We start from the raw sequence: 24,675 nt of genomic DNA, 5'->3' as shown, positions 1-24,675 counted from the left end.
CATTAAGATAAAATTACAAAGATAATTTTTACTTTTCTTCTTTATCGCATCACAAATTGCAGTTATCAATGGAAGTGTCATAGTGACAGATACACACACAAAAGCCGTCCCGTCAGGCCCTCAACTTGTTCATCAATCTAATCAAACTATGCCAACACCAGACAGCACTGATGAAATCGATCTCGTCCAGCTGGTAAGAACACTGTGGCAAGAAAAACTGCTGATAGCGCTGATTACTGTTGTATTCGCCATCGCCGGTGTTGCCTACGCACTGACCGCACAAGAATGGTGGACGGCCAAAGCCAAAGTGATTCAACCTCAGATCACCGACTTTGCTCAGCTGCAACGCGAAATCAGTGCCTTCCAGCCTGCGTTTGATGTCTATCAGGCTGACGGTACCGTACTGGTCAGCACCCAGCTTCAGGATGTGGCTGATGCCGAAGTGTTGTTTAAGCATTTCATCAATGGCTTTAATTCGCTGGAAAACAAAAAAACCTTTTTGACAGACAATAGCGATTTTCAGCAATTTCTGACTGACAATAATGTTGCCTCTGAAGAAAATACCGATAGAGCCCTGGAAAACTGGTTCGATAAAATCACCGCTCAGCAGGCCAGCAAGCAGGAATCCGATACCTTCGTGATTAATCTGCAGGCGACTACCAGCAACAGCAGCTTTGATATGCTGAAACAGTACATCGATTTCGTGTCTGCCAAGGTCTATAACGATACGTTAGCTAACGTGCAGGCGCTGGTGTCAGCCAAAGAGTACGAGCTGAAACAACAACTTAAGGTACTGCGCAGTCAGGCCAGCAGTTATCTGCAGGTTGAAAAAGAGCGTACCCAATACGCCCTGAATATCGCCAGCGCCGCGGATGTCAACCAGCCAGTTCAGAACCTGGGTGATAACGAGATTTTTGCTATCAACTTAGGTGCCAAAGCACTGGCGGCCAAGGTGAGTGCCCTGGAATCAGTTAAGAACCTGAGCGTGGTTGAACCCCGCATTCAGCAGGTAGAAGCGCGTCTGTCTCTACTGCAGGGCACTGAGCTGGATAAAAATATCAAATTCAAAACCTACCGTTTTCTTGAAAACGTAGAAAAGCCGGTGACCAAAGACAAACCTAAACGCTCACTGATTGTGGTTATCGCCACCCTGCTGGGCGGTATGCTGGCTGTGGCCTTTGTACTGATCCGCTCTGCGTTCAGAAATCACGACTGATTGCCAACACAAGCAATCAGAGACGGCATAAACAAAAAGGCCAGTCCGTTACCCGGACTGGCCTTTTTGTATCTATTTGTACTTCTGTTTCAGTTACTGGCAATATGCCTGGATTACGGCAATCTAACCAGAGCGGTTATTCAACCGCCGACTGTTGCAACTGAAGCCACAGTGATTTCACCAGTTGCTGATCGGCAGGGTTCAGCTCAGACTGCGCATTCTTCAGGCTGTCGTTCACAGCCTGGTTCATCGCATCCAAAGACGCAATGCCGCCACGTTCACACTCTGCTGCCGACAACGAAATGTGGCCACGCAGGTAACCGCCTGCAAATAACTCGTCATCCGATGCGGTTTCCACCATCAGGTCAATCAGGGTGAGCAGCTTTTCTTCGTATTGCTGGATCATCTCGTCACTCTTTCGTTTTATCTGAATCTGGCCCTGTGCGGATCAGAATAGGTTTACTCACGCCACTGATACGCATTGCTGTGATGCGAATCAAAGCGGCTCAGGAAAATCGTCTGCGCTGAGCGGTTGGACACCATAATGCTGACGCAACACTTCTGACAGTATGCCTGCTCGCTCCGGTGTATTGCCATTCAGGTAATGCAGCACCTGCTGGCGGACTTTGCGGGTAAATGCTACCCGATCCGGCTCATGATCACCACTCAGGTTGTCGCAGCTGACCTGAAAACGAAAGCCGCAACTGGCCGACAACAGCCACTCTACCGCCTGAGGTTTCACTTCAACCTGCTCAAACACTGCCTGCTGATCAGCGTCCCGCCCGTCTGGCAAATACCAGTAGCCATAATCTTCCAGCAAGCGACGCTCGGGGCCGGCAATACACCAGTGCGCTATCTCGTGCAGTGCAGAGGCGAAGTAACCACGGGCAAACACAATTCTGTGATGCGGGTGCCCAGTATCGGCAGGAAGATAAACCGGCTCATCACCGCCCAGCACCAATTCGGTGTTGAGGCTGGTTAAGAAAGTGCGGTTAAAGAGTGTTATCAGGTCGTTATAATCGTGAGGCATGGACTGTGTGACTTCATTTAACATCTGGGAGGTCAGCACTGATTATCCCAGCCCCTCCCGCAAGAATGCCGCCGATTATAGCGGGTTTGGGATCATAGTGCTAACCACAACACATAAGCCTTACATCACGAGGAGACTCACGCTAGCACTGAAGCCCATGGTATGATGCAGCCTTCCTGAACGCCTAGTAGCAAGATAATGCAAATTATTATCCAAGCATACTGTTGCCCGTAATATCGACATCGCGATTTTCCATGCTCACAGAATCACTCATGCCAAAAACCACTATAAACATCGAAACATTGTTAGACCGTGAACAAGTGCTGCCTCTGACATCGCTCATGTCAAAAAATATTACCGGCAAAACCGTGATGATTACGGGTGCTGGAGGTTCAATTGGTTCAGAGTTATGCAGACAGATCATCCCACTGAAACCCAGAAAATTAGTTCTATTTGAGTTAAATGAATTTAACTTATACCACATTCATCAGGAAATCAGTTTGCAACTCAAAAACCTGGGCCTTGAGATTCCATTGGTCGCAGCTTTAGGTTCTGTTCAAAATCAGCAGAGAACTCAATCGCTGATGGTAAAACATCAGATAGACAACCTTTATCATGCTGCAGCATACAAACACGTCCCTATGCTTGAAGAAGAGCAAAACATCATTGAGGGATTGTATAATAATGTCTTTGGTACTTTGGCATTAGCAAAAGCCGCAATACAGGCTCAAATCAGCCACTTCACCCTGATTTCTACCGATAAAGCCGTACAACCTATTAATATTATGGGTGCCAGCAAACGACTGGCAGAGCTTATAGTGCAATCTCTGGCTCAGTATCAGAACACAACACTATTTACAGCAGTACGATTTGGTAACGTGCTTGATTCTTCCGGTTCGGCCGTACCGTTATTCAGGCAGCAGATCCAGCAAGGCGGACCAGTAACTGTTACGCATCCTGATGCAACTCGCTACTTCATGTCTATTCCAGAAGCTGCGCAATTGGTGATTCAAGCAAATGGAATGAGCGAAAACGGACAGCTGTTCGTTCTTGATATGGGGAAACCGATTAAAGTTTTAACATTGGTTAAACGACTGATTCAGCAATTTCACCCGGTGAATACTCACCAGGCCAGCCCCGAGATAGAAATCATTTTCACCGGGCTTCGGGCTGGAGAAAAGCTCGAGGAAGAGCCGCTTATCACAGACAATGCAAAAAGAACTGTGCATCCCAAAATCATGGTATTAACAGAAGAACCGAGCCCATGGTCTGAAACAGAAGCCTATTTAAACCAACTCAGCCAATATTGTGCTGACACAGATTTAGACGGTATTCGTTCCCTTTTAAGCCACTTTATGTGCCCAAGAGCCGCTGGCGATTGTCTGAAACAGTAACGAACAACAAAAAAAGAGGACGCCCCAACGTCCTCTTTTTGTTTAACTTGCCGCTCTGAATCAGATTATTCTATTTCTTTCAGCTTAGGCGTCGAGGTCATCACATCGGCGTTTTGCGCGCGGTGGCGCAGCAGGTGATCCATCAGGACGATAGCCACCATGGCTTCTGCAATAGGTACGGCGCGGATGCCGACACACGGGTCATGCCGACCACGGGTCACCACTTCAGCGCTTTCGCCCTGCTTGTTGATTGTCTCGCCCGGAACGGTAATGCTGGATGTGGGCTTGAGTGCCAGATGGGCGACGATGTCCTGACCGGAGGAAATCCCGCCTAAGATGCCGCCAGCGTGGTTTGATTTGAAACCTTGCGGTGACATAGCATCGCGGTGTTCGCTGCCGCGCTGTGTCACAACGTCAAAGCCATCGCCAATTTCCACGCCTTTCACTGCGTTGATACCCATAAGCGCATGAGCAATGTCGGCATCCAGACGATCAAACACCGGCTCACCCAGTCCAACCGGGACATTCTCAGCCACGACTGTCAGTTTGGCACCGATGGAATCGCCTTCCTTCTTGAGTTTGCGGATCAGCTCATCCAGCGCGTCGACTTTCGAGGCATCCGGGCAGAAAAACGCATTCTGCTCGATCTGATCCCAATCGACGGTATCAATACTGACGTCGCCCATTTGCGATAAGTAAGCACGCACTTCGATACCGTGAACCTGTTTAAGGTATTTTTTAGCGATTGCGCCAGCCGCCACCCGCATCGCGGTTTCACGGGCAGAAGAACGGCCGCCGCCGCGGTAATCGCGGACACCGTATTTTTGCTCGTAGGTATAATCAGCATGGCCGGGACGGAACAGATCTTTAATCTGGGAGTAGTCTTTTGAGCGTTGATCAGTATTTTCGATCATCAAACCGATAGAAGTACCGGTTGTCTGGCCTTCAAACACGCCGGCCAGGATTTTGACTTCATCCGGCTCACGGCGTTGTGTGGTGTACTTAGAGGTTCCCGGCCGACGACGGTCGAGATCGTGCTGCATGTCGGCTTCTGTCAGTGCCAACCCCGGTGGGCAACCATCAACGATGCAGCCCAGCGCCAGACCATGGCTTTCGCCGAAGGTGGTGACGCGAAAAACTTGTCCAATTGTGTTGCCTGCCATGACTTCCCCTGTAACTTTGCTTCTGGCTTTTTGTAATCATTGAATAGTGCAAAGTTGCGCAGGGGAATGCAAGCAGAATCGGCGTTGAGCCATTACTGGTCTTTCTTAGACTTCCATTTTTTAATGCCGGGCGATGTCGACTCATGACCTGAACGGTCCTGACGACCACCTTTCAGCCCTTTGCCCGCATGTCCGCCGGATTTCTTATCGTGCGGACGCTGCGGCGATTTGCCCGGTTTGCTGCCCGGACGACGACGCTCGACCTCGCCTTTACCTTTATAGGTTTTATATCTGACCGGCGCTTCCTGCTCACTCTGCTGGCGGGCATCGTACAGTTTAGCGTCTGTGGCTTTGCTGATGGCCTGCCCCTGGCTGTCGACCCGCGACGCTTCTTCTGTCTTGCTCGACAGCGCCAGTAAACGGTGAATCTCGGCCATTTCATCCTCGGTCAGATAGCGCCATTTACCGTTTGTCAGACCGTCAATGGTGATATTCATGATGCGGACGCGGCGAAGTTTATACACTTCAAAGCCCAGTGCTTCACACATACGACGGATCTGGCGGTTAAGGCCCTGCGTCAGCACAATACGAAAGGAATAGGTGGTTTCCTTGGTGACTTTACACGGCAGAGTGACGGTATCGAGAATCTCAACACCGGAGGCCATTTTGGCCAGAAACGCCTCAGTCACCGGTTTATCCACCCGAACTACATATTCTTTTTCGTGCGAGTTACCGGCGCGGAGGATCTTGTTGACGATGTCGCCGTCATTGGTCATGAAAATCAGACCATCAGACGCCTTATCCAGCCGGCCGATCGGGAAAATACGTTTGCGGTGGCCAATGAAGTCAACAATATTGCCTTCAACATGCCTTTCCGTGGTGCAGGTGATCCCGGCGGGCTTGTTCAGCGCAATATAGACAGGCTGCTCTTTGCGGCGCAGCGGTTTGTCATCCACCAGTACTTCATCATCCGGGCCGACTTTCACTCCCATTTCTGGCTGCTGGCCGTTAATCAGCACCCGGCCTTGCTCAATCAGTTTGTCGGCTTCCCGGCGCGAGCAGTAACCTGTGTCACTGATAAATTTATTCAGGCGAACCAGACTGGTGTCTGAGGATGGTGCGTCATTACGAGACTGAGGTTTATTTTCTGGCATGATGATCTTCTTCATTGTGCGTTTCACAACGCGTTCGGAAGCAGGGATTTTACCTAATGTCTGTTTAAATAGAAATCTGTGAAGCGGATAAGGGAATGTTGAGCATATACCGAATATGCTACAACCCCCTTATAGAATTCAGAAAAGTGTTGATATTCAATGTTTAAGTTACCCTCCATATTAATGTTGTCCTGTTTACCTCTGACTGTCTTTGCTAATCCGCACGATGTTTCCCCGCTTGTCATCTCTGCAAATCCGACCTTTTACCTTTATGGAGGAACAGGCACGCTGGGATTCGATGCCAAAAAAAGTACTGGGACCAGTATTGATAAACAGCATAATTTTACAGCGGGTATCGGCCATGATTTTTCGCCCTATATTGCTCTGGAAGGTAGTTATCAGTATCTGCTTACTGAAATAGAAACGGCTGAGTTAAGAACCTCACAAGTCGGTCTGAGTCTGATACCTTCGACCGGAGAGCTGGGGAACTCACGGCTGAAGCTGTTTGCCCGTCTTGCAGTCAATTTGACAGATGTCGAGTGTAAAGGATGCTCATCCGATTTCTCGGAAAACGGCCTGACTTTTGATGCTGGCTTGGGGGTTCAGTGGGATATTAATCACCGATTCCAGCTCAGAGGCGAATATATCAGCAGTATCGAACAAAGCTCGCTGAACAAGACATTTAAAGAGTTTGAGCTGGACGGATTCCAGCTCTCGCTCGGTTATCGTTACTGATCAACCATCAAACTGGTTTTGCTCGAACCTATCGGTCGGTCCGGAGCAGAGATTATGGATTCCCGCCTACGCGGGAATCCATAATACATTGATTTATATTCGAATTTTATTTTAAGCTCTTGAGTGGCAAATCACCATGGCTGCGACGTCCGACATAATCATGCTCCAGGGCTTTTTGCAGTTGTGCCGCGACATGGCCCGGTGACTGGGTTTTCGCGCACACCAGGCGATACATGGCCGGGATCACGAACAAAGTCACCAAAGTCGCAAACGCCATGCCGAAGAACACCACAGTACCGACCGAAATACGGCTTTCATAACCTGCGCCAGTCGACAGCAGCAGTGGCAAGGCACCAAACAAGGTAGTGAATGCCGTCATCAGGATTGGGCGTAAACGCCGTGCTGAGGCATCGACAATGGCCTGCTCAAAGGCGATGCCTTTATCCCGGAGCTGGTTGGCAAATTCAACAATCAGAATGCCGTTTTTAGTTACCATACCAATCAGCATGATCATGCCGATCTGACTGTAGATATTCAGACTCTGCCCCATCAGGATCAGTCCCAGCAAGCCGCCGAAGATCCCCAGCGGCACGGTCAGCATCACCACCATAGGGTTAATGAAGCTTTCGAACTGCGCCGCCAACACCAGATAAGCCACCAGCAATGCCAGACCAAAGATCATCGCCATACTGCTCTGGTTCTCGCGGAAATCTTTCGATTCGCCACCATAGTCGATAACAATATCACTCGGCAGCATAGACAAAGCCTGCTCATCCATAAAGTCCAGCGCTTCACCCAAGGTATGGCTGGGCAGCAGGTTGGCAGAAATGGTGATCGACTTCTGCTTCTCGTTATGGCTCAACTTGCGGGCCGCCGCCACTTCTTCGACTTTCGCCACACTGTTGAGCGAAACCAGCTCACCGTTCTTGGCACGGACGTAAATCCGGCTCAGATCCATCGCATTATTAAAACTGTTTTCATCTCCGCGCAAATACACATCGTATTCCTCGCCGCGCTCGACAAACGTGGTTTCACTGCGCCCGCCCAGCATGACTTCCAGCGTTTCTGCGATATCCGACTGCGGAATGCCCAGCTCGGCTGCCCGCGGGCGATCGACCGTCACCACCAGCTCTGGGGTGGTTTCGGCGTAATCTATGTCCACGCCGTCCATCATGCCGCTGCCCTGCGCGACATCTTTGAGTTTGGTGGCCCAGGCAAACAGCTCGTCGTAATCGGCACCATTGAGGATAAACTGCATCGGCTCGGAAGAACCGCCCCGGAATCCCGGCATGAATGGCCAGACACGAATATCCGGAATGCCCTGCAGGGCTTTGCGGATCACCCCGAGCGCCTGAGTCGCGCTGACATCGCGATCTTCCCAGTCTTCCAGCTGCATGATCACAAAACCGGTCTGATCCCCGGCCCGGCCGCCAAAGGCCGGGGTCTGGATGCTGACAGAGCGGATCAGCCCTTTGCCTACCATGGGCAACAAGCGCTGCTCAACCTGCTCGATATTGCCGACCATGCGGTTATAACTGGTCGCTTCCGCGCCGCGGACAAAGGCAAAGATCACCCCTCTGTCTTCAGAGGGCGCAAGCTGGCTCGGCACCATTTTGAACAGCCAGACACTGGCGCCAACCACAGCAACAATCAACAATGGCGCAGCCCAGCGCCAGCGAACGGCCTGAGTGACGGCTTTGCGGTACACAGCCTCCAGTGCAGCAAACTGACGGTCGACAAAGCGGTTAAACGGCCCGGGTTTGACATTGGCTTTGAGCAGCTTACTGCCCAGCACCGGACTTAAGGTCAGTGCCACCAGGGAGGAGAACAACACAGACATCGCCAGCAGCACGGAAAATTCGGTGAACAGCGGTCCTACCATGCCATCCATAAAACCGATAGGCAGGAAGACCATGACCAGTACCAGTGTGGTGGCAATTACGGCAAACCCGACCTCTCTGGTGCCTTTAAAGGCAGCCAGCAAAGGTGGCTCGCCCCTTTCGATATGGTGGTAAATGTTTTCGACCACCACTATGGCATCATCCACCACCAGGCCGATAGCCAGAATCAGCGCCATCAGGGTCAGCAGGTTGATGGAAAAACCGAGATAGTAAGCGGCCATAAAGGCGGAAATCAGCGACACCGGCACAGTGACCGCCGGGATCAGGGTCGCCCTTGCCTGACCGATAAAGACATACAGCACCAGCACCACCAACGCGCCTGTGATCAACAAGGTGTTGTAGACCTCGTTGATCGAGCGTTCAATAAAGATGGTCGAGTCATAATCCACTGCCAGCTGGGTACCGTCCGGCAGAAAACGCTGTAATCGGTCCACTTCTTTTTGTACCGCATCGGCGGCTTGCAGCGGGTTGGCGTCTGACATCGGCACTATACCCAAGCTCAGGCTCGATACACCATTGCTCTTGAAGGTGGCATCTTCGTTTTGCGCACCTATGGCCACATCAGCGACATCTTTGAGGTAAATCGGCGTGCCGTCTTCAGTATGCCGCACCATCAGGTACGAGAAATCTTCTGCGGTGCGGTACAAACGCGCGGTGCGCACCGACATAGTGGTCGCATCGTTACGCACTTCGCCGCCCGGCAGCTCGACGTTTTCATCACGCAGGGCGTCGATAATATCCGTGGTAGTCACGCCGCGTCCTGCCATCTGCTCAGGCAACAGGCGGACATACATGACTTTATACAGCGCGCCGGTCAGTTGCACTGAGCTGACACCATTGATCAGGCTGAACCGGTCGGTTAGCACCCGATCGGCGTAGTCCGTCAGCTGCGAGCGATCCATTTCACTTGAAGTCAGATTGATATAGATAGCCGCTTCGCCTGACCCGTCATCTTTGGAGACAATCGGCTCGTCTGCGCCATCGGGCAGACTGCGCCGGGCACGGGAAACGGCGTCACGTACGTCGCTGACCCCTTCGGTCAGGTTCCAGCCCATTTCGAACTCAACGCTGATCCGCGAGCTGCCGTTACGGGTGGTAGAAGTAATGCTTTCAATGCCGCTGATGCCCGACAGCTCGTCTTCAAGCACAGTGGTGACACGGCTTTCCATGATGGTTGCCGATGCCCCTTCGTACGAAGTACCTATGCTGATCACCGGATTTTCAACGTCGGGCATTTCCCGGACCGGCAGTTTGCTGAATGACACCAGACCAAACACCACCAGCAGCACGCTCAGCACAATTGCAACCACAGGGCGTTTTACTGCAACGTCAGATAACCACATCAGGCATTATCTCCCGCTTGCACTACACTGGCCGCTTTGGTCTCAGACGGGTTGCCAAGACTGACGTCCTGCACGGCCAGACCGTCGCGCATATTGACCAGTCCCTGAACCACAATACGATCACCGATCTGAATACCCGATTCGATCACCACTTCGTTTTTCACTCTGGCGCCCAGCGTCACTTCAGTTCGGTGTGCAATGCCTTTGGCATCAACAAGGTAAACAAAACGCTTGGTGCCGGAATACTCCAGCGCCTGAACCGGAATAATCGCGGCCTGCTGCGGGGTAAAATCCAATGCTGCCGCCATCAGCATGCCGGGTTTGAGCTTGCCGCTGGCATTGTCAAACGAGACGCGCACCCGAATATTGAGTGATTCGGCCTGCACCCGTGAGTCAATGGCCTGAATCGTGCCGTGAAAGGTGTCGTCCGGCCATGCCTGACTTTTCGCCAGTACCGCCATACCAGGTGCCAGTTTCGACAGATATTGCTCAGGCACTTGTACATCAAGGCGCATTTGTGACAGATCATCCAGGGTAAACAGCTCACTGCCTACCGTCACGGTATGACCTGCGCTGAAATCAATCAGGCCAACAGTGCCGGTAAACGGTGCACGAATCTGGTGATCATCCAGCTCTGCTTTGGCCGCATCAAGACGGGCTTTGGCGATACTCACGCTCGCCTGCTGCGCTATCAGTTCGGTCTGGGTCAGCGCCCCGCGCTTCACCAACCGCTGATATTCGATGTATTTCCGCTTTTCGTCGTCATAATAGGCTTTCGCTTCGTCGTAAGCGGCCTTGGGTTTGGCGTTATCGAGCTGAACCAGCAACTGCCCCTGTGTCACTTTCCGCTCGGTATCCACCACGATGCGATCCACCTTGGCGGCCACTTCCGTGGCAATGGTCACTGAACGCTGAGCGGCCAGTTTACCCACCAGAGAGACAGAACTGACCACTTCGTGTGACGTTACTTCGCCTGTCGCCACCGGCACGCTGCGACCAGGCTTGGGCTGGCTGGCGGCTTGGGCAGCATGAGACTGCTGCTGAAAATAGAAATAACCCCCGCCGGCCAGGGATGCCGCTACCACAACGGCCAAAACAACTTTCTTCATGCTTACGCATCCTGTTCTTTGTTATGGGCTAATCATATCTGACCCACAGAATAATCGGGGTAAAGAAATGTAAAGCTAAGCAAGTTTTCCTCACAAAAAAGCACAAACCGCAGACGTAACTTGCAAAACGACGAAAAATCCAGCAAGCAACGATGAATATTCAGAAAAAGGGTTTACAGTCTTCACCTGTTTGCTATTATCCGCACCGCACTTGTGGAGGGGTTCCCGAGTGGCCAAAGGGATCAGACTGTAAATCTGACGGCTCCGCCTTCGAAGGTTCGAATCCTTCCCCCTCCACCATTTTTTTATGAAAGTGGTACGCTGTACGGCTTTCACGGCTGATAAAGCCAGACAATACGTAAAAAATCCCGTGGAGGGATTCCCGAGTGGCCAAAGGGATCAGACTGTAAATCTGACGGCTCCGCCTTCGAAGGTTCGAATCCTTCTCCCTCCACCATCTTTTATGAGAGTGGCGCTTTGCTGCTTTCACGGCTGATAAAGCCAGACAATACGCAAAAATCCCGTGGAGGGATTCCCGAGTGGCCAAAGGGATCAGACTGTAAATCTGACGGCTCCGCCTTCGAAGGTTCGAATCCTTCTCCCTCCACCATCTTTCAAGCCAGTGCATCGCGCTGGCTTTTTTTATTCCTCTCTTTTTCTTTCTCTTCGTCGCAAGCCCTGCACAATTCTCACTTTTGCGACTTTATGCTTTCTTGCCCTCCAATCACCACATAGCACAATTTTTCACCACAAAAACCGACTACACTCAGTCTATCTAAAGTGTGACTGCCGCCACATTTGCATGCAGTTGCATCCTGGTTGCTCTGAGGACATAGGATGGCTACCCGATTGCACACCATGAGCCTTGCTCCCCCGCCCTGGCATAAACTGAAAGTCTTGCTGGTCGACGATCAGCCCAGTGCCCAAAGCCTGATGAAAGGGGTACTGGTGCAGATTGGCCTGCGTCACATTGACACCGCCGCCAACTATCGTGAAGCCATCAAGCATTGCCAGCGTTCGGCCTATCATCTGCTGCTGGTCGATTTTCATTTAGATAACACCCTGACCGGCAGCGAATTGCTGACCCTGCTGCGGAAAAAACAGCTGCTCAGTGCCGATTGCGGGATAGTGATTTTTTCGGCAGACACCAGTGCCCGAGTGGTGCTCAATGCACTGGCGGTTGAACCGGATGCCTTTGTTACTTTGCCGCTGCCGCTCAACACTCTTGAGCAAAAGCTGAGCCACGCATGGCGCAACAGTCAGGCCCGCCAGCCTGTGTATAAGCAATTGAGTGAGCATGGTCTGGATCAGGGGATCCGACACTGTAAACAGCAGTTGCTGCAACATGGTCCGGATTATCAGCTGGAAAGCCTGCTGCTCGATATGCTGATGGAGAAAAAAGACTGGGCGCTGGCCCGTCGTTATATCAGGCTATTTCAGAGCTATCACCCCTCAATCAAAGTCACGCTGGCGGAAGCCAAAGTTGAGCACCAGTGCGGTGACTCAGCCAGAGCCCTGCAACTGCTGACGCACCTGATCGGGAAACACCCTCTGTGCCTTGAGGCGATGGATTTGCTGGCAAACTACCAGGCCGAACAAGGGCAACCGCTGCAGGCACTGGCCACAGCCCAGCGGGCACTGAAACTGTCTCCCTCTGCCAGTCACAGGGCCCTGAAAGTTGCGCAGCTGGCAGCCAAGTGCCAACAACCAGAAGCATTCGCTCAGGCCGGGCTCTCGCTGGCCACCCATTTACCCATTATTGATGTTGGCTGGATTATCTGCCTGGCCGAATTCAGTGCCAGCTTCGAGCAATTGTATTTCAGTCTGGATGATCAGCGCACCCGCCGTCAGCTCCACCAGACGCTGAACCAGATAGCCCAGCGCGCGCATCACAGATTACTGCCCGCTCAGCGCCCTTTTCTTTATTGCTTCAAGCAGTTACTGAGCGCCCGATTGCTGCTGGCGCAAGGCAAACAGCTGAAAGCCAAACGCCGTCTGCTGCTCGGCTTATCCGGCTATTTTGAACGCCTCAATAAGCTGCCGTCAGTGATTCTGGCCGATGCGCTGCCGCTGCTGTTACAACTCGGCGAAACCCGTTTGATTGCGGATATCTGCCAGGTACTCAAACACAGAAACAGCTATGACGGTCACAGCCAGTTAAGGCTGCAGGCATTGCGGGAAAATACTCACGCTTTTGATGCATTGCGCTGGCTGGAGTCCACCTTCAAACGCGCTCAGGCCATTCGCCACTCGCAGCCATCCCAGGCGCTGTTTCATTTTGATGCCATCATTCACGACTATCCGCTCTGCAGCGAAGCGCATCTGGGACGTCTGGATTGCCTGCTCAGGCTTCAGGGGCCGGGTCTGGCAGCCAGTATCCGTCCCAGCCTGCTTGCCGTCAGCATGATGCCTCTGCCTGATGCGCTGGCTCAGTGGCGCGGCGAGATACTGAGCCAAATGCGCGCCGGCAGACAATCCAATCCGGCGACAGGCGGCCTGTCTGTGCCACTGCCTTACTCGGTGAATCGGGACTTGCCGCCGGTCCGCATTGAGGTCTGGGCGCCATTGCTCCATTAGGGGGTTGCGTCAGGACAGCATTAGGAGGTCAGGTTGAATCTGTCCCTGCCGTGCGGTGAGTCCAGATCCAGCTCTGGCCCCTGAGGCACCACGCCGGTTGGATTAATCATCTGATGGCTGAAATAGTAATGGCGTTTGATGTGGTAAAAATCGACCGTATCAGCCACACCCGGCACCTGATACAGTTCTTTCAGGTAGCCCTGTAAATTCGGATAATCAGCAATGCGCTGCTTATTACATTTAAAATGGCCCACGTACACGGCATCAAAACGGATCAGCGTGGTAAACAGCCGCCAGTCGGCCTCCGTCAGCCTGCTTCCGGTTAAATACCTGTGATTGGCGAGATGCGCATCGACTTTATCCAACGCCGCAAACAACTCAGAAAAGGCCGTGCTGTAAGCCTCCTGAGTGGTTGCGAAGCCGCACCTGTACACACCGTTATTGATCGACGGATAAATAAACGCATTCCACAGCTCAATTTCGGCCTGAGCCGATTGGGGGTAGTAATCATCCTGGTTACCGGTGATCTCGTTGAAAGCACTGTTCAGCATGCGGATAATTTCTGAGGATTCATTGCTGACTATGGTTTGGGTTTCTTTGTCCCACAGCACAGGCACTGTTACCCGGCCGGTATAATCGGTTTTGGCTTTGGCATACAGCTGGTGCATAAAGTCAAAGCCATACAGTGGCTCTGGCTGCGCAAACTCCCAGCCATGCTCCAGCATGTCCGGGCTGACCACTGTGACCCCGATATGCGGCTCCAGCCCTTTCAGGGTGCGGAATATCAGGGTCCGGTGCGCCCAGGGGCAGGCCAGTGAGACATAAAGGTGATAGCGGCCGGATTCCGCCTTGAAGCCTTGCTGGCCCTGTGGTCCCTGACTGCCGTCCGCCGTTAACCAGTGACGAAAGCCGGCATCTTCACGCACGAATTCACCGTCGCTTTTATCTGTGTCGTACCACACATCGTGCCACACACCCTTGATCAGTTTGCCCATATTTGCCTCACCGTTGATTTTCACTTGCCTTGATTATAGGTAAGGCAGAGTCACCAGTCGGCGCAGAAAATCCGGTAAAGATCATCAAGATATTCGAACAGCTCAGCGCTGGCCTTACGCTATGACAAGCAACTGTGCTAGGATTGCTTCATTCTAAACCCTGACAATACAGAATCATCAAATGAAAGTTATTTCTTTTAATATCAATGGATTAAGAGCAAGACTCCATCAACTGCAAGCAGTCATCGATAAACACCAGCCGGATGTGATCGGCTTGCAGGAAATCAAAGTGCATGACGAAGCCTTTCCGCTGGAAGACGTAGAAGCCATGGGCTATAAGGTCTACCACCACGGCCAGAAAGCCCATTACGGTGTTGCACTGTTGTGCAAGCAGGAACCGGTTCATGTACGCAAAGGGTTTCCGACCGATGATGATGAAGCCCAGCGCCGGATGATTATGGCCACTTTTGAGCAAGAAGACGGTAAAACCGTGACTGTGCTGAACGGCTACTTCCCTCAGGGTGAGAACATCAATCACGAAACCAAGTTTCCGGCCAAGGAAAAGTTTTATGCTGATCTGATGACCTACCTCAATACCCATCACAGCAGTGATGAAGAACTGGTGGTCATGGGTGATATCAATATCAGCCCCATTGATCTGGACATCGGCATTGGCCCGCAAAATGCTAAGCGCTGGCTGCAAACCGGTAAATGTTCCTTCCAGCCAATTGAGCGCGAATGGCTGAAAACCCTGATGGACTGGGGATTTGTCGATACCTTCCGTCAGCTTCACCCCACCGCGGATGACAAATTCTCGTGGTTTGACTATCGCTCTAAAGGCTTTGATGACAACCGCGGCCTGCGCATTGATGTGGTTCTGGCGACCCCGTCGCTGGCGGCCCGTTGCCAGGAAGCCGGTATTGATTACGAACTGCGCGGTATCGAAAAGCCGTCTGATCACGCACCTATCTGGTCTGTTTTCAAATAATTACCGCCATAAATCCCCTGCCAGCCCCTTTCATCCGGGCTGGGTTTGACGAGGTTTGAATAAATGAAACTCTTTGTTTTCGATCACTGCCCGTATTGCATTAAAGCCATGATGGTGGCCGGGCTGAACAAGGCCAATGTTGAGCTGGTTTTCTTACAAAACCATGATGTGCAGGCGCGTATCGATAAAGTGGGTGCCAACATGGTGCCTATTCTGCAAAAACCTGACGGCAGCTATATGGCAGAAAGCCTGGATATTGCCCGCTATCTTGACGAGCAGGACGGTCAACCTCTGCTGGCGAAGGCCCAGCATGAGGCACGCATTGCCGAATGGTACGACGCTGCCCGGCCTTTCAGCAGCCGTTTAGTGTATCCGCGCTGGCTGATGATTGACCTGCCTGAATTTCAGTGCCAGGAAGCCAAAGACTGGTTTGAAAACAATAAATCAGCCATGATCGAACAAAGCTTTGATGACGCCTTTGCGCAGACCGCTCAGTATCTCAGTGGCATGGAAGCGGTGCTGGCTCAGCTCGACTGGCTGACCCTGCCTTCCGAGCGCGGCAATGTGCTCAGCTATGACGACGTCAATCTGTTCCCGACCCTGAGAAACCTGACTGTGGTCAAAGGGCTGACTTTCCCTTCCCGGGTGCGCCAGTACCTTGATCAAGTGGCCGCCCTAACAGGCATCAGCCTGTACGATGCAGTGGCAGTGTAATTGCTGAGTTCGCCATACGATAAGCTGCCATAAACAACTAAGCCAAGGCATCAGCCTTGGCTTAGTGTTTGAAGCGTGAGGAGATCTTATCAGCTCAGCGCTTTCATGTGGCGCAGGAATCGCCCTTCAAGCTTGCGGAAAGCCCAGATCACAGTGAACGTCAGTACCATGTAACACAATCCAGCAAACAGGTAGGATTCAAAAGGTGCGTAGTAACGGGAGTTCACTATCCGTGCCGCACCGGTCAAATCCACAATGGTCACGATACCAGCGACCGCCGAGCCGTGAATCATGAAGATCACTTCATTACTGTATGCCGGTAAGGCGCGACGCAGCGAGCTTGGCAAAATAATCCGGCTGAATGCCTGCCAGTGACTCATACCATAAGCTTTCGCCGCTTCCACTTCCCCTTTCGGCATACTGTTGATGGAACCCCGAACGATTTCTGCCGTATAAGCCGCGGTATTGAGCACAAAGGATACCAGAGCACAAAACCAGGCTTCTTCCCAGAGCGTGCCTTGTACATTTAACAACTGGCTCATGCCGTAATAAATCAGATACAGCTGTACCAGCAGTGGCGTACCACGGAAGAAGTAAATGTACGCCCAGGCGGGCCCTGAAATCAGCGGATTCTTGCTGTTTCGTGCCACACCGATAGGAATGGAAATCACCAGACCAATGGCAAGTGCCAGCGCTACCATCCACAGTGTGGTGTAAAAACCTTGCAGATACAGCGGCCAGCTATCAGTCAGAATACTAAAGTCCATCTCTTACCTCGTATGGATACTGAACCGACGCTCTGCCCACTTCAGTACCGAAGTGGAAAGCGAGGTAAACACAAGAAACAACACAGCAATTGCCATGTAGAAGGTAAATGGCATCTGAGTCGTACCGGCGGCCAGTGCCCCCTTACGCACCATGTCATCCAGACCAATAATAGAGACCAGAGCTGTGGTTTTCAGCAACACCAGCCAGTTATTACCAAAACCCGGTAAGGCATGGCGGATCATTTGCGGCAACAGGACACGGCGAAACGACATCGCACTGCTCATGCCATAGGCTTTCGCCGCTTCCAGCTCACCTTTGTCCACCGCCATAATGGCACCGCGGAAGGTTTCTGCCATGTAGGCACCGAAGATAAAGCCAATGGTCAGTATACCCGCGACAAATGGGCTGACTTCGATATAGTCAGGCAGATAAGCTGTCCATTCATGGCTGGGATCTGATGACGCAAAATAATTGTTCAGCCACTCATTGATGCCATACAAACTGTTGTTCAGCAGTACCTGACCGCCAAAGAAGATCAGCATCATGAGTACCAGATCAGGAATACCGCGGATGACAGTGGTGTAAGTGGTCGCCGTTAAGCGGGCCAGGCGATAACGTGACAATTTTGCCAGCGCACCTATCATGCCCAATACCATCGCCAGCACCAAAGACAGCAAAGCAACCTGCAAGGTTATCCATGCGCCTTCGATCAACGACCATTCGTATCCTTTTAAATCTAACAAGGGGTCACTCCTTTAAACTGCAAAGAGTCAGCGACAGATAGTAAAAGTGCCGAGCCACCCTCGCCCCGGCACTCTTATTCGTCTCATCACATCGCTCGTACACCGGGAGACATATTGATGTCTCTGAGTCCACTGTCAGCGATTAGTCACCGTATACGTCGTAAGAGAAGTACTTAGATGCCAGTTGCTGATAGACGCCTTTTTCGCGCAGCGACAAGATGGCTTTATCCAGTTTTTCTGTCAGATCTTTATCCTGCTTACGGGTTGCAATCCCGAAGCCTTCACCGAACCACTTAGGATCGGTCAGAGAAGGGCCGATGAACTCATACCCTTCGCCGCCGTCTTTGTTCAGCAGACCTTCTTCCAGCGCCGAAGCATCACCCAGCACGGTGGCGATACGGCCGGCTTTCAGATCCAGATAAGCATCATCAAAAGAACCGTAACGTACGATCTCAACAGCATCACCATAGTTGTCGGTCAGGTATTTATCGTGCGTCGTTGCACGCTGAACACCAATTTTGACGCCTTTCAGACCTTCTTTGCTGAAGTCAATCTGTGTGCCTTTCTTGGCCACATATTTATTGGGGATCAGAGCGTATTTGCCAGTGAAGTCCACTTTCTTTTTACGCTCTTCCGTGATTGACATAGCGGCAATGATTGCATCGTATTTACGTGCCAGCAGAGACGGGATAATACCGTCCCAGTCCTGGGCGACGATCTTACATTTTGCTTGCAGTTCTTCACACAGCGCATTGGCCATGTCGACGTCAAAACCTTTCAGTTCACCGCTTGGTTCGGTCCAGCTGAATGGAGGATAGGCGCCTTCGATACCGAAACGAATTTCTTTCCACTCTTTCGCTTGAACTGAGGTGGCCCCCAGAGCAGAAACGACGGCGGCAGCCAAAATCCATTTTTTCATTGTCTTACTCCTGTTGTATTTGCATCCACCCCTTTGTGAGTCAGAGATGGTTGTAAACCGCTGAAACAGCGAAGTTGTTAATTATCGGGATTGAGTAAAACTCACATCCCTATTTTAGTAAATGGAGGAAATAAATTGTTTTAATCTTTCTGAATCCGGGTTCTGGAACAGCTTTTCAGGATGTCCCTGCTCTTCAACCAGCCCCTGGTGTAAGAACATCACCTGATTCGACACATCGCGGGCAAACGCCATTTCGTGTGTCACCACCAGCATAGTGCGTCCTTCCTGGGCCAGATCCTGCATGACGCCCAATACTTCACCGACCAGCTCAGGGTCAAGGGCGGAGGTAGGTTCGTCAAACAGCATCACTTCGGGGTCTACCGCCAGTGCGCGCGCAATGGCTGCCCGTTGCTGCTGACCACCAGAGAGGTGACCCGGGTAATAATGGCGTCTTTCGTACAAACCCACTTTCTTTAGTAAGGCTTCGGCTTTTTCGATAGCTTCTGCTTTAGGCACACCGAGGACATGAACAGGTGCTTCGATGACATTTCCCAGCACAGTCATGTGCGACCAGAGATTAAAGCCCTGGAAAACCATTGCCAGCCGGGAACGAATACGCTGCACCTGACGATCATCAACAGGCAGGAATTCACCCCGGCGATTGTTCTTCATTTTGATCAGTTCGCCATTGACCCAAATTTCACCCTGAGTTGGCGTTTCCAACAGGTTAATACAGCGAAGAAATGTACTTTTACCTGAACCAGAAGAGCCAATGATAGAGATGACATCCCCGCAATGCGCAGTGAGCGAAATCCCTTTCAATACTTCATTCTGGCCAAAAGATTTATGTAAATCCTTTACTTCAAGCGCTACTGCTTCTGTCATGCGCTTTGTCTCCTGTTGCTTGTCAAACCCAAATACTGCACCTGAAACAAATGATGCAAATGTGGCTGAGTGCGCTGAATACTGTCGGCTAAAGTCTTTATGCATGATAGTGAAAGTTCGTAAAACATCACTATTAACACTAGATCAACATTAGCAGAACGATATTTGTTACCCATTGTTATTCCTGGTAACTCATCACTAATACACGCCACGGATAACTTTATCTTTTTATCAAGCCAGTTAGTGACGCTACCATTCATCCTGCTCCTCTCGGTAATCCGACAGTGAGAAAGTCTGTTTTCGCAGCCCTTTGACGAAGGTATCACCACGAACTTTGCTTGACAACATTTTGTTAACTTTCGGATTTTAGCATTATAAGATGGAAAAATCGCATATTTAATCAATAAAACACTGCAAACGATTATTTAATAAGCGCAATAGATTCTCACTATTTTAGTATAAAAAATCAGTTTCATACATCCGGGAGAATTATCCGCTGCGTGCGATAAAAAGAATAAACATCAGACTCAGCTAAATAAAAGCACGACAGGGAGTCTTCTGAATTTACGGGTGATAAAGGCAACGGTTTGGATTACGCCAGGATGTAATCGATATCGCGCCATTAAGAGAATAATAATCCCGCCGTACCCAATCATTCCTTCTGTTTGCTTCAGCAAAATGAAAGTGGGCAAACATGCAGAATGAGTAACTGATAATGTGCTTTATGCTAAATATAAAATTCGTCATAACATGACGAGGCTTGCAGAAATTGAATTTGTTCATCCCGCGAAAATGGCCGCAGAGGATACGAGCATTGCGTTTTTCTGCGCCGTATCCTGTCCGTTTCCCCCTCCCCTTTACGTCACAAAGATATAAATTTACGTAATAAAATTACAAAAAAAGCCAAAATACCTACTCATATCTCACCGAAAACGGGTTTTTACGTAGTATTTCTTCATACAAGAGGCATGGATGATCAGGATCAACTTTTCCTGGGAATCCGGGGAGTAAACTGTCTTCATTATCAGTAATTGATACCAGAACATAAATCAGCACTGGATTCAGGCCATACCCCCGGTGCAGAACACAAGAATTATAGACTTGTAGAACGAGGCCCTTATGTCATCAAACCTTCATTTCGGTGACGTCCAAATCGATGTGGACTCCGAGCGTTATTCGTCCCATCACAAACCCGCCAGCTGCTTTCCCAGCCGCTCCCGGTATCTTGATCATGAACTTCAGATCCTGAATCCTCGCCGATGGGCACTGAACCTGCCCGGTCGAGATTTCCGTTTTGAGTGGGAAGATCTGGTGCCCGCAATAGCCGGTACTATCGGCATTATTGCGATGTATTCAGCAGTGATGTCCTCTTATGCCGCGGCCTACGGGCTTGGCCCGGATTTCGTGGTTGAGAACGTCAGGGTAGAGATGCTGATATCGGCATCGCTGTTTTGTATTCTGATATCCGGTTTTATGAACCCGCGCGCCAATCTGGCGGGCAACCATGGCCCGATGATCCCCATGATAGGCATGATTGCAGCCGCCGGTGGTCACCCGTTGGCACTGGCTATTTTGCTGGGCGGTTTCGGCCTGGCGCTCAGCCTGTGTAAAGGCGGCTCCCGACTGGTCAAACTCACCAGTGACGGTGTGGCTGGCGGGCTGCTGATTTTCCTTGGTTTTGTCGGCTCCAGCGGGCAGATAAAAAGCCTGCTGAGCTGGGGCAGCGACATCAATATGGGCTATGTCGCCACTTTCATCCTCTTTGTCTCTATTGTGCTTTATGCCTTTCTGGCCCGAATCGGCAAACGCTGGCTGGCGATTCCTGTCTGCGCAGTCACTGCCGGTATCATCGCCGCCATCATGGGTGCCCCGTTCGAGTTCCATACCACACCTGGCCTGCCTAATCTGAACCCGGCCTATTGGTGGGGATCGACTGAAACAGGCTGGAAACTGGGCATGCCGACTGTGGAGCACTTCATTGCGTCGCTGCCGTTTGCCCTGCTGGCCGTTGCCATGTGGTCACCCGACTTTCTTGGTCACCGCATTTTTCAGGAAATGAACTACCCTGAAAAAGCTGAGAAAGCCCTGATGGATGTCGATGACACCATGACAGGCTGCTCGGTTCGCCAGATAGTCGGCGCAGCATTTGGCGGCGGTAATGTCACCTCATCCTGGGGGACTTATATGATCCCAGCCGCCATCGCCAAACGGCCGATTCCTGCTGGTGCTATTTTGCTGGGCAGCATATGCATCGTTGTGGCTATTATCGGCTACCCTATGGATATTGCGATCTGGCCGCCGGTGATGACGATTGCCCTGCTGGCCGGTGTGTTCCTGCCGCTGCTGGAAGCTGGTATGCAGATGGTAAAAGATGCCAGGTCCAGCCAGTCGGCGGGGATCTGTATCTTCGCATCCATGGCGGTGAACCCTGTGTTCGGCTGGGCTGTCACTATGCTGCTGGATAACAACGGTCTTATTGGCGACAAAGAGCGGCCGAATCACCTGACACTGGCTGACCGCATCATCATCCCGGGTCTGACACTGCTTGTGTGCCTGGGAGCCATGCTGGCGGTCGGCATGATTCCTGGTATCCCCGCCCTTCTGGGATAAAGCAGGAAAACAAAACGTTCCGACCTATCAGTGCGGTAAATCAAAAAGCCGCACTGGCAGAAATGATACAAATTGCACAGGCTGCAGACTCATGGCAGCACTTGCAGACATTTTCTACTGACGAAAACAGGTAGGTATAATATGGCAGATCAATTTGCTACGGCTTGGGAAGGCTTCAAGGCCGGTGAATGGCAAAGCGAAGTCAACGTCCGTGACTTCATCCAGAAAAACTACACCCCTTACGAGGGCAATGAAGACTTTCTGGTCAGCGAAGGCACAGCGGCAACCCGGAAGCTCTGGGCTAAAGTGATGGAAGGCATCAAACAGGAAAATGCCACGCACTCTCCTGTTGATTTCGATACGTCAATCATTTCTACCATCACCGCACACGATGCGGGCTATATCGACAAATCACTGGAAACCATAGTCGGTCTGCAAACGGATGCCCCGCTGAAACGGGCTATCATTCCTAACGGCGGCATCCGTATGGTCGAGAGTTCCTGTAAAGCTTACGATCGCGAGCTGGATCCTCAGGTGAAGAAAATCTTCACTGAATACCGCAAAACCCATAATCAGGGTGTGTTCGATATTTATACCCCTGACATCATGAAATGCCGTAAATCAGGCGTGCTGACCGGTCTGCCCGATGCCTACGGCCGTGGCCGTATCATAGGCGACTATCGCCGTGTGGCTCTGTACGGTATTGACTATCTGATGCAGGACAAACTGGCTCAGTTTACCTCGCTGCAAGCGCGTTTCGAGCAAGGCGAAGATCTGCAGATGACCATGCAGCTGCGCGAGGAAATTGCCGATCAACACCATGCACTGGCACAGATGAAAGAAATGGCCGCCAAATACGGCTACGACATTTCGCGTCCTGCCGACACTGCGCAAGAGGCAATTCAGTGGACTTACTTCGGCTATCTGGCGGCGGTGAAATCGCAAAACGGGGCGGCGATGTCTCTGGGTCGTACCTCGACCTTCCTTGACATCTATATGGAGCGGGATCTGGCGGCCGGTAAGATCAGCGAAGAACAAGCGCAGGAAATGATTGACCACTTCGTGATGAAACTGCGTATGGTTCGCTTCCTGCGTACACCTGACTACGATGAACTGTTCTCCGGCGATCCCATCTGGGCGACAGAGTCCATTGGTGGTATGGGGGTTGACGGCCGGACACTGGTATCAAAAACCAGCTTCCGCTTCCTCAATACCCTCTACACCATGGGGCCAAGCCCGGAGCCGAACATCACAGTGCTCTGGTCTGATCGCCTGCCGGAAGGCTTTAAGAAATTCTGCGCCAAAGTGTCTATCGATACCTCGTCTATTCAGTATGAGAACGATGATCTGATGCGTCCGGATTTCAATTCAGACGATTACGCCATTGCCTGCTGTGTCTCACCTATGGTGGTCGGTAAGCATATGCAGTTCTTCGGCGCCCGGGCCAACCTGGCAAAAACCCTGTTGTACTCCATCAACGGCGGTGTGGATGAAAAACTGAAATTGCAGGTCGGCCCGAAAGCGGCTCCGATGACGGATGAGGTGCTGGACTATGACAAAGTGATGGCCAGTCTGGATTCTTTAATGGACTGGCTGGCGACACAGTACGTCACCGCACTGAACGCCATTCACTTCATGCATGACAAATACAGCTACGAAGCCGCGTTGATGGCACTGCACGACAGAGACGTGCGTCGCACCATGGCCTGTGGTATTGCCGGCCTGTCGGTGGCAGCAGATTCTCTGTCTGCCATCAAGTACGCCACAGTGAAACCGGTGCGCGACGAAGACGGCATTGCCACTGACTTTGAAATCGACGGTGACTATCCGAAATTCGGTAATAACGATGCCCGTGTCGATGACATCGCCTGCGATCTGGTCGAACGCTTTATGAATAAGATCCGTAAGCTGAAAACCTATCGCGATGCCATTCCGACTCAGTCTATCCTGACCATCACCTCCAACGTGGTGTACGGTAAGAAAACCGGTAATACCCCGGACGGTCGTCGTGCCGGCCAGCCCTTCGCACCGGGTGCCAACCCTATGCACGGTCGTGATGAGAAAGGGGCGGTGGCCTCGCTGACATCAGTGGGTAAATTGCCGTTCGCACACGCCAAAGACGGTATCTCTTATACCTTCTCTATCGTGCCCAATGCACTGGGTAAATCTGACGATACCCGCCGCGCCAATCTGGCCGGTCTGATGGACGGTTATTTTCACCACGATGCCGGTATTGAAGGCGGCCAGCACCTGAACGTCAATGTGCTGAACCGGGAAACGCTGGAAGATGCCGTGAAGCATCCGGAGAAATACCCGCAGCTCACCATACGGGTATCCGGTTATGCGGTACGCTTCAACTCACTGACGACAGAGCAGCAACAGGACGTGATTGCACGTACCTTTACTGAGTCGCTGTAACCCTTGCCGGGCA

The 24,675-nt window shown here is 51.5% G+C and carries 19 protein-coding genes and 3 tRNA genes; 11 read left to right on the top strand and 11 right to left on the bottom strand.

The window, feature by feature from the left end:
• Positions 1-82 precede the first annotated feature (82 nt).
• Complete coding sequence (locus KCG43_RS00905) at positions 83-1,216, top strand: Wzz/FepE/Etk N-terminal domain-containing protein (RefSeq protein ID WP_192017040.1); 1,134 nt, start codon at positions 83-85, stop codon at positions 1,214-1,216.
• A 136-nt stretch (positions 1,217-1,352) separates the two neighbouring features.
• On the opposite strand, the gene KCG43_RS00900 is transcribed toward KCG43_RS00905, so the two are convergent.
• On the bottom strand, positions 1,353-1,622 hold the full coding sequence (locus KCG43_RS00900; protein WP_192017039.1) for a YfcL family protein: 270 nt from the start codon (positions 1,620-1,622) through the stop codon (positions 1,353-1,355).
• A 90-nt stretch (positions 1,623-1,712) separates the two neighbouring features.
• Positions 1,713-2,246 (bottom strand): elongation factor P hydroxylase, encoded by a 534-nt coding sequence (locus KCG43_RS00895; RefSeq protein WP_192017038.1) that lies wholly within the window; start codon positions 2,244-2,246, stop codon positions 1,713-1,715.
• 272 nt (positions 2,247-2,518) lie between these two features.
• On the opposite strand from KCG43_RS00895, the gene KCG43_RS00890 reads away from it, so the two are divergent.
• Positions 2,519-3,640, top strand: a complete 1,122-nt coding sequence (locus tag KCG43_RS00890; protein ID WP_370630651.1) for a UDP-N-acetylglucosamine 4,6-dehydratase family protein — start codon at positions 2,519-2,521, stop codon at positions 3,638-3,640.
• A gap of 65 nt (positions 3,641-3,705) precedes the next feature.
• Here the strand turns inward: KCG43_RS00890 and aroC are convergent, their stop codons facing one another.
• Together aroC and rluF are read right to left on the bottom strand one after the other, a co-directional pair.
• Complete coding sequence (gene aroC / locus KCG43_RS00885) at positions 3,706-4,803, bottom strand: chorismate synthase (protein WP_218382812.1); 1,098 nt, start codon at positions 4,801-4,803, stop codon at positions 3,706-3,708.
• A 92-nt stretch (positions 4,804-4,895) separates the two neighbouring features.
• Positions 4,896-5,957: a 23S rRNA pseudouridine(2604) synthase RluF gene (rluF, locus tag KCG43_RS00880; RefSeq protein ID WP_218382811.1), complete on the bottom strand. Its 1,062-nt coding sequence runs from the start codon at positions 5,955-5,957 to the stop codon at positions 4,896-4,898.
• A 159-nt stretch (positions 5,958-6,116) separates the two neighbouring features.
• On the opposite strand from rluF, the gene KCG43_RS00875 reads away from it, so the two are divergent.
• Complete coding sequence (locus KCG43_RS00875; protein WP_218382810.1) at positions 6,117-6,692, top strand: porin family protein; 576 nt, start codon at positions 6,117-6,119, stop codon at positions 6,690-6,692.
• 106 nt (positions 6,693-6,798) lie between these two features.
• On the opposite strand, the gene KCG43_RS00870 is transcribed toward KCG43_RS00875, so the two are convergent.
• Together KCG43_RS00870 and KCG43_RS00865 are read right to left on the bottom strand one after the other, a co-directional pair.
• A complete protein-coding gene (locus tag KCG43_RS00870) occupies positions 6,799-9,936 on the bottom strand; it encodes a multidrug efflux RND transporter permease subunit (RefSeq protein ID WP_218382809.1) in 3,138 nt (1,045 codons plus the stop codon).
• Positions 9,936-11,045, bottom strand: a complete 1,110-nt coding sequence (locus KCG43_RS00865) for an efflux RND transporter periplasmic adaptor subunit (RefSeq protein WP_218382808.1) — start codon at positions 11,043-11,045, stop codon at positions 9,936-9,938. Before KCG43_RS00865 ends, KCG43_RS00870 begins: the two co-directional genes overlap by 1 nt.
• 215 nt (positions 11,046-11,260) lie before the next feature.
• On the opposite strand from KCG43_RS00865, the gene KCG43_RS00860 reads away from it, so the two are divergent.
• From KCG43_RS00860 to KCG43_RS00845, 4 genes are all read left to right on the top strand, one after another.
• Positions 11,261-11,345 (top strand) — tRNA-Tyr (locus KCG43_RS00860).
• A gap of 72 nt (positions 11,346-11,417) precedes the next feature.
• Positions 11,418-11,502: transfer RNA gene (locus KCG43_RS00855), tRNA-Tyr, on the top strand.
• A 68-nt stretch (positions 11,503-11,570) separates the two neighbouring features.
• Positions 11,571-11,655: transfer RNA gene (locus KCG43_RS00850), tRNA-Tyr, on the top strand.
• Between the two features lie 227 nt (positions 11,656-11,882).
• A complete protein-coding gene (locus tag KCG43_RS00845) occupies positions 11,883-13,622 on the top strand; it encodes a response regulator (RefSeq protein WP_218382807.1) in 1,740 nt (579 codons plus the stop codon).
• Positions 13,623-13,642: 20 nt separating this feature from the next.
• Here KCG43_RS00845 and KCG43_RS00840 read toward each other — a convergent pair whose 3' ends face one another.
• Positions 13,643-14,617, bottom strand: coding sequence for a glutathione S-transferase family protein (locus tag KCG43_RS00840; protein WP_218382806.1), 975 nt, complete (start codon positions 14,615-14,617; stop codon positions 13,643-13,645).
• Between the two features lie 181 nt (positions 14,618-14,798).
• Here KCG43_RS00840 and xthA point away from each other — a divergent pair, with 181 nt between their 5' ends.
• Both xthA and grxB read left to right on the top strand, forming a co-directional pair.
• Positions 14,799-15,605 carry an exodeoxyribonuclease III gene (gene xthA / locus KCG43_RS00835; protein WP_218382804.1) on the top strand — a complete coding sequence of 269 codons (807 nt, stop codon included), beginning with the start codon at positions 14,799-14,801 and terminating at the stop codon, positions 15,603-15,605.
• 63 nt (positions 15,606-15,668) lie between these two features.
• Positions 15,669-16,319, top strand: coding sequence for a glutaredoxin 2 (gene grxB, locus KCG43_RS00830; protein ID WP_218382801.1), 651 nt, complete (start codon positions 15,669-15,671; stop codon positions 16,317-16,319).
• An 89-nt stretch (positions 16,320-16,408) separates the two neighbouring features.
• On the opposite strand, the gene KCG43_RS00825 is transcribed toward grxB, so the two are convergent.
• From KCG43_RS00825 to KCG43_RS00810, 4 genes are all read right to left on the bottom strand, one after another.
• Positions 16,409-17,086 (bottom strand): ABC transporter permease, encoded by a 678-nt coding sequence (locus tag KCG43_RS00825; RefSeq protein ID WP_120511450.1) that lies wholly within the window; start codon positions 17,084-17,086, stop codon positions 16,409-16,411.
• Positions 17,087-17,089: 3 nt separating this feature from the next.
• The gene (locus KCG43_RS00820) at positions 17,090-17,830 is read right to left on the bottom strand and encodes an ABC transporter permease (protein WP_192017028.1); all 741 of its coding nucleotides are present in this window, start codon (positions 17,828-17,830) and stop codon (positions 17,090-17,092) included.
• Positions 17,831-17,972: 142 nt separating this feature from the next.
• Complete coding sequence (locus KCG43_RS00815; protein ID WP_192017027.1) at positions 17,973-18,749, bottom strand: ABC transporter substrate-binding protein; 777 nt, start codon at positions 18,747-18,749, stop codon at positions 17,973-17,975.
• A gap of 114 nt (positions 18,750-18,863) precedes the next feature.
• Complete coding sequence (locus KCG43_RS00810) at positions 18,864-19,634, bottom strand: ABC transporter ATP-binding protein (RefSeq protein WP_120511453.1); 771 nt, start codon at positions 19,632-19,634, stop codon at positions 18,864-18,866.
• A gap of 1,119 nt (positions 19,635-20,753) precedes the next feature.
• Here KCG43_RS00810 and KCG43_RS00805 point away from each other — a divergent pair.
• Together KCG43_RS00805 and pflB are read left to right on the top strand one after the other, a co-directional pair.
• Positions 20,754-22,244: a DUF3360 family protein gene (locus KCG43_RS00805; RefSeq protein ID WP_218382799.1), complete on the top strand. Its 1,491-nt coding sequence runs from the start codon at positions 20,754-20,756 to the stop codon at positions 22,242-22,244.
• 141 nt (positions 22,245-22,385) lie between these two features.
• Positions 22,386-24,662, top strand: a complete 2,277-nt coding sequence (pflB, locus tag KCG43_RS00800) for a formate C-acetyltransferase (RefSeq protein WP_192017025.1) — start codon at positions 22,386-22,388, stop codon at positions 24,660-24,662.
• The last annotated feature ends 13 nt before the right edge of the window (positions 24,663-24,675 follow it).

Source organism: Photobacterium sp. WH24 (genome assembly GCF_019204055.1).
Taxonomy (GTDB): Bacteria; Pseudomonadota; Gammaproteobacteria; order Enterobacterales; family Vibrionaceae; genus Photobacterium; species Photobacterium arenosum.
The sequence above is the reverse complement of the archived record's forward strand: the minus strand, read 5'-3'. Positions and strand labels throughout refer to the sequence as shown.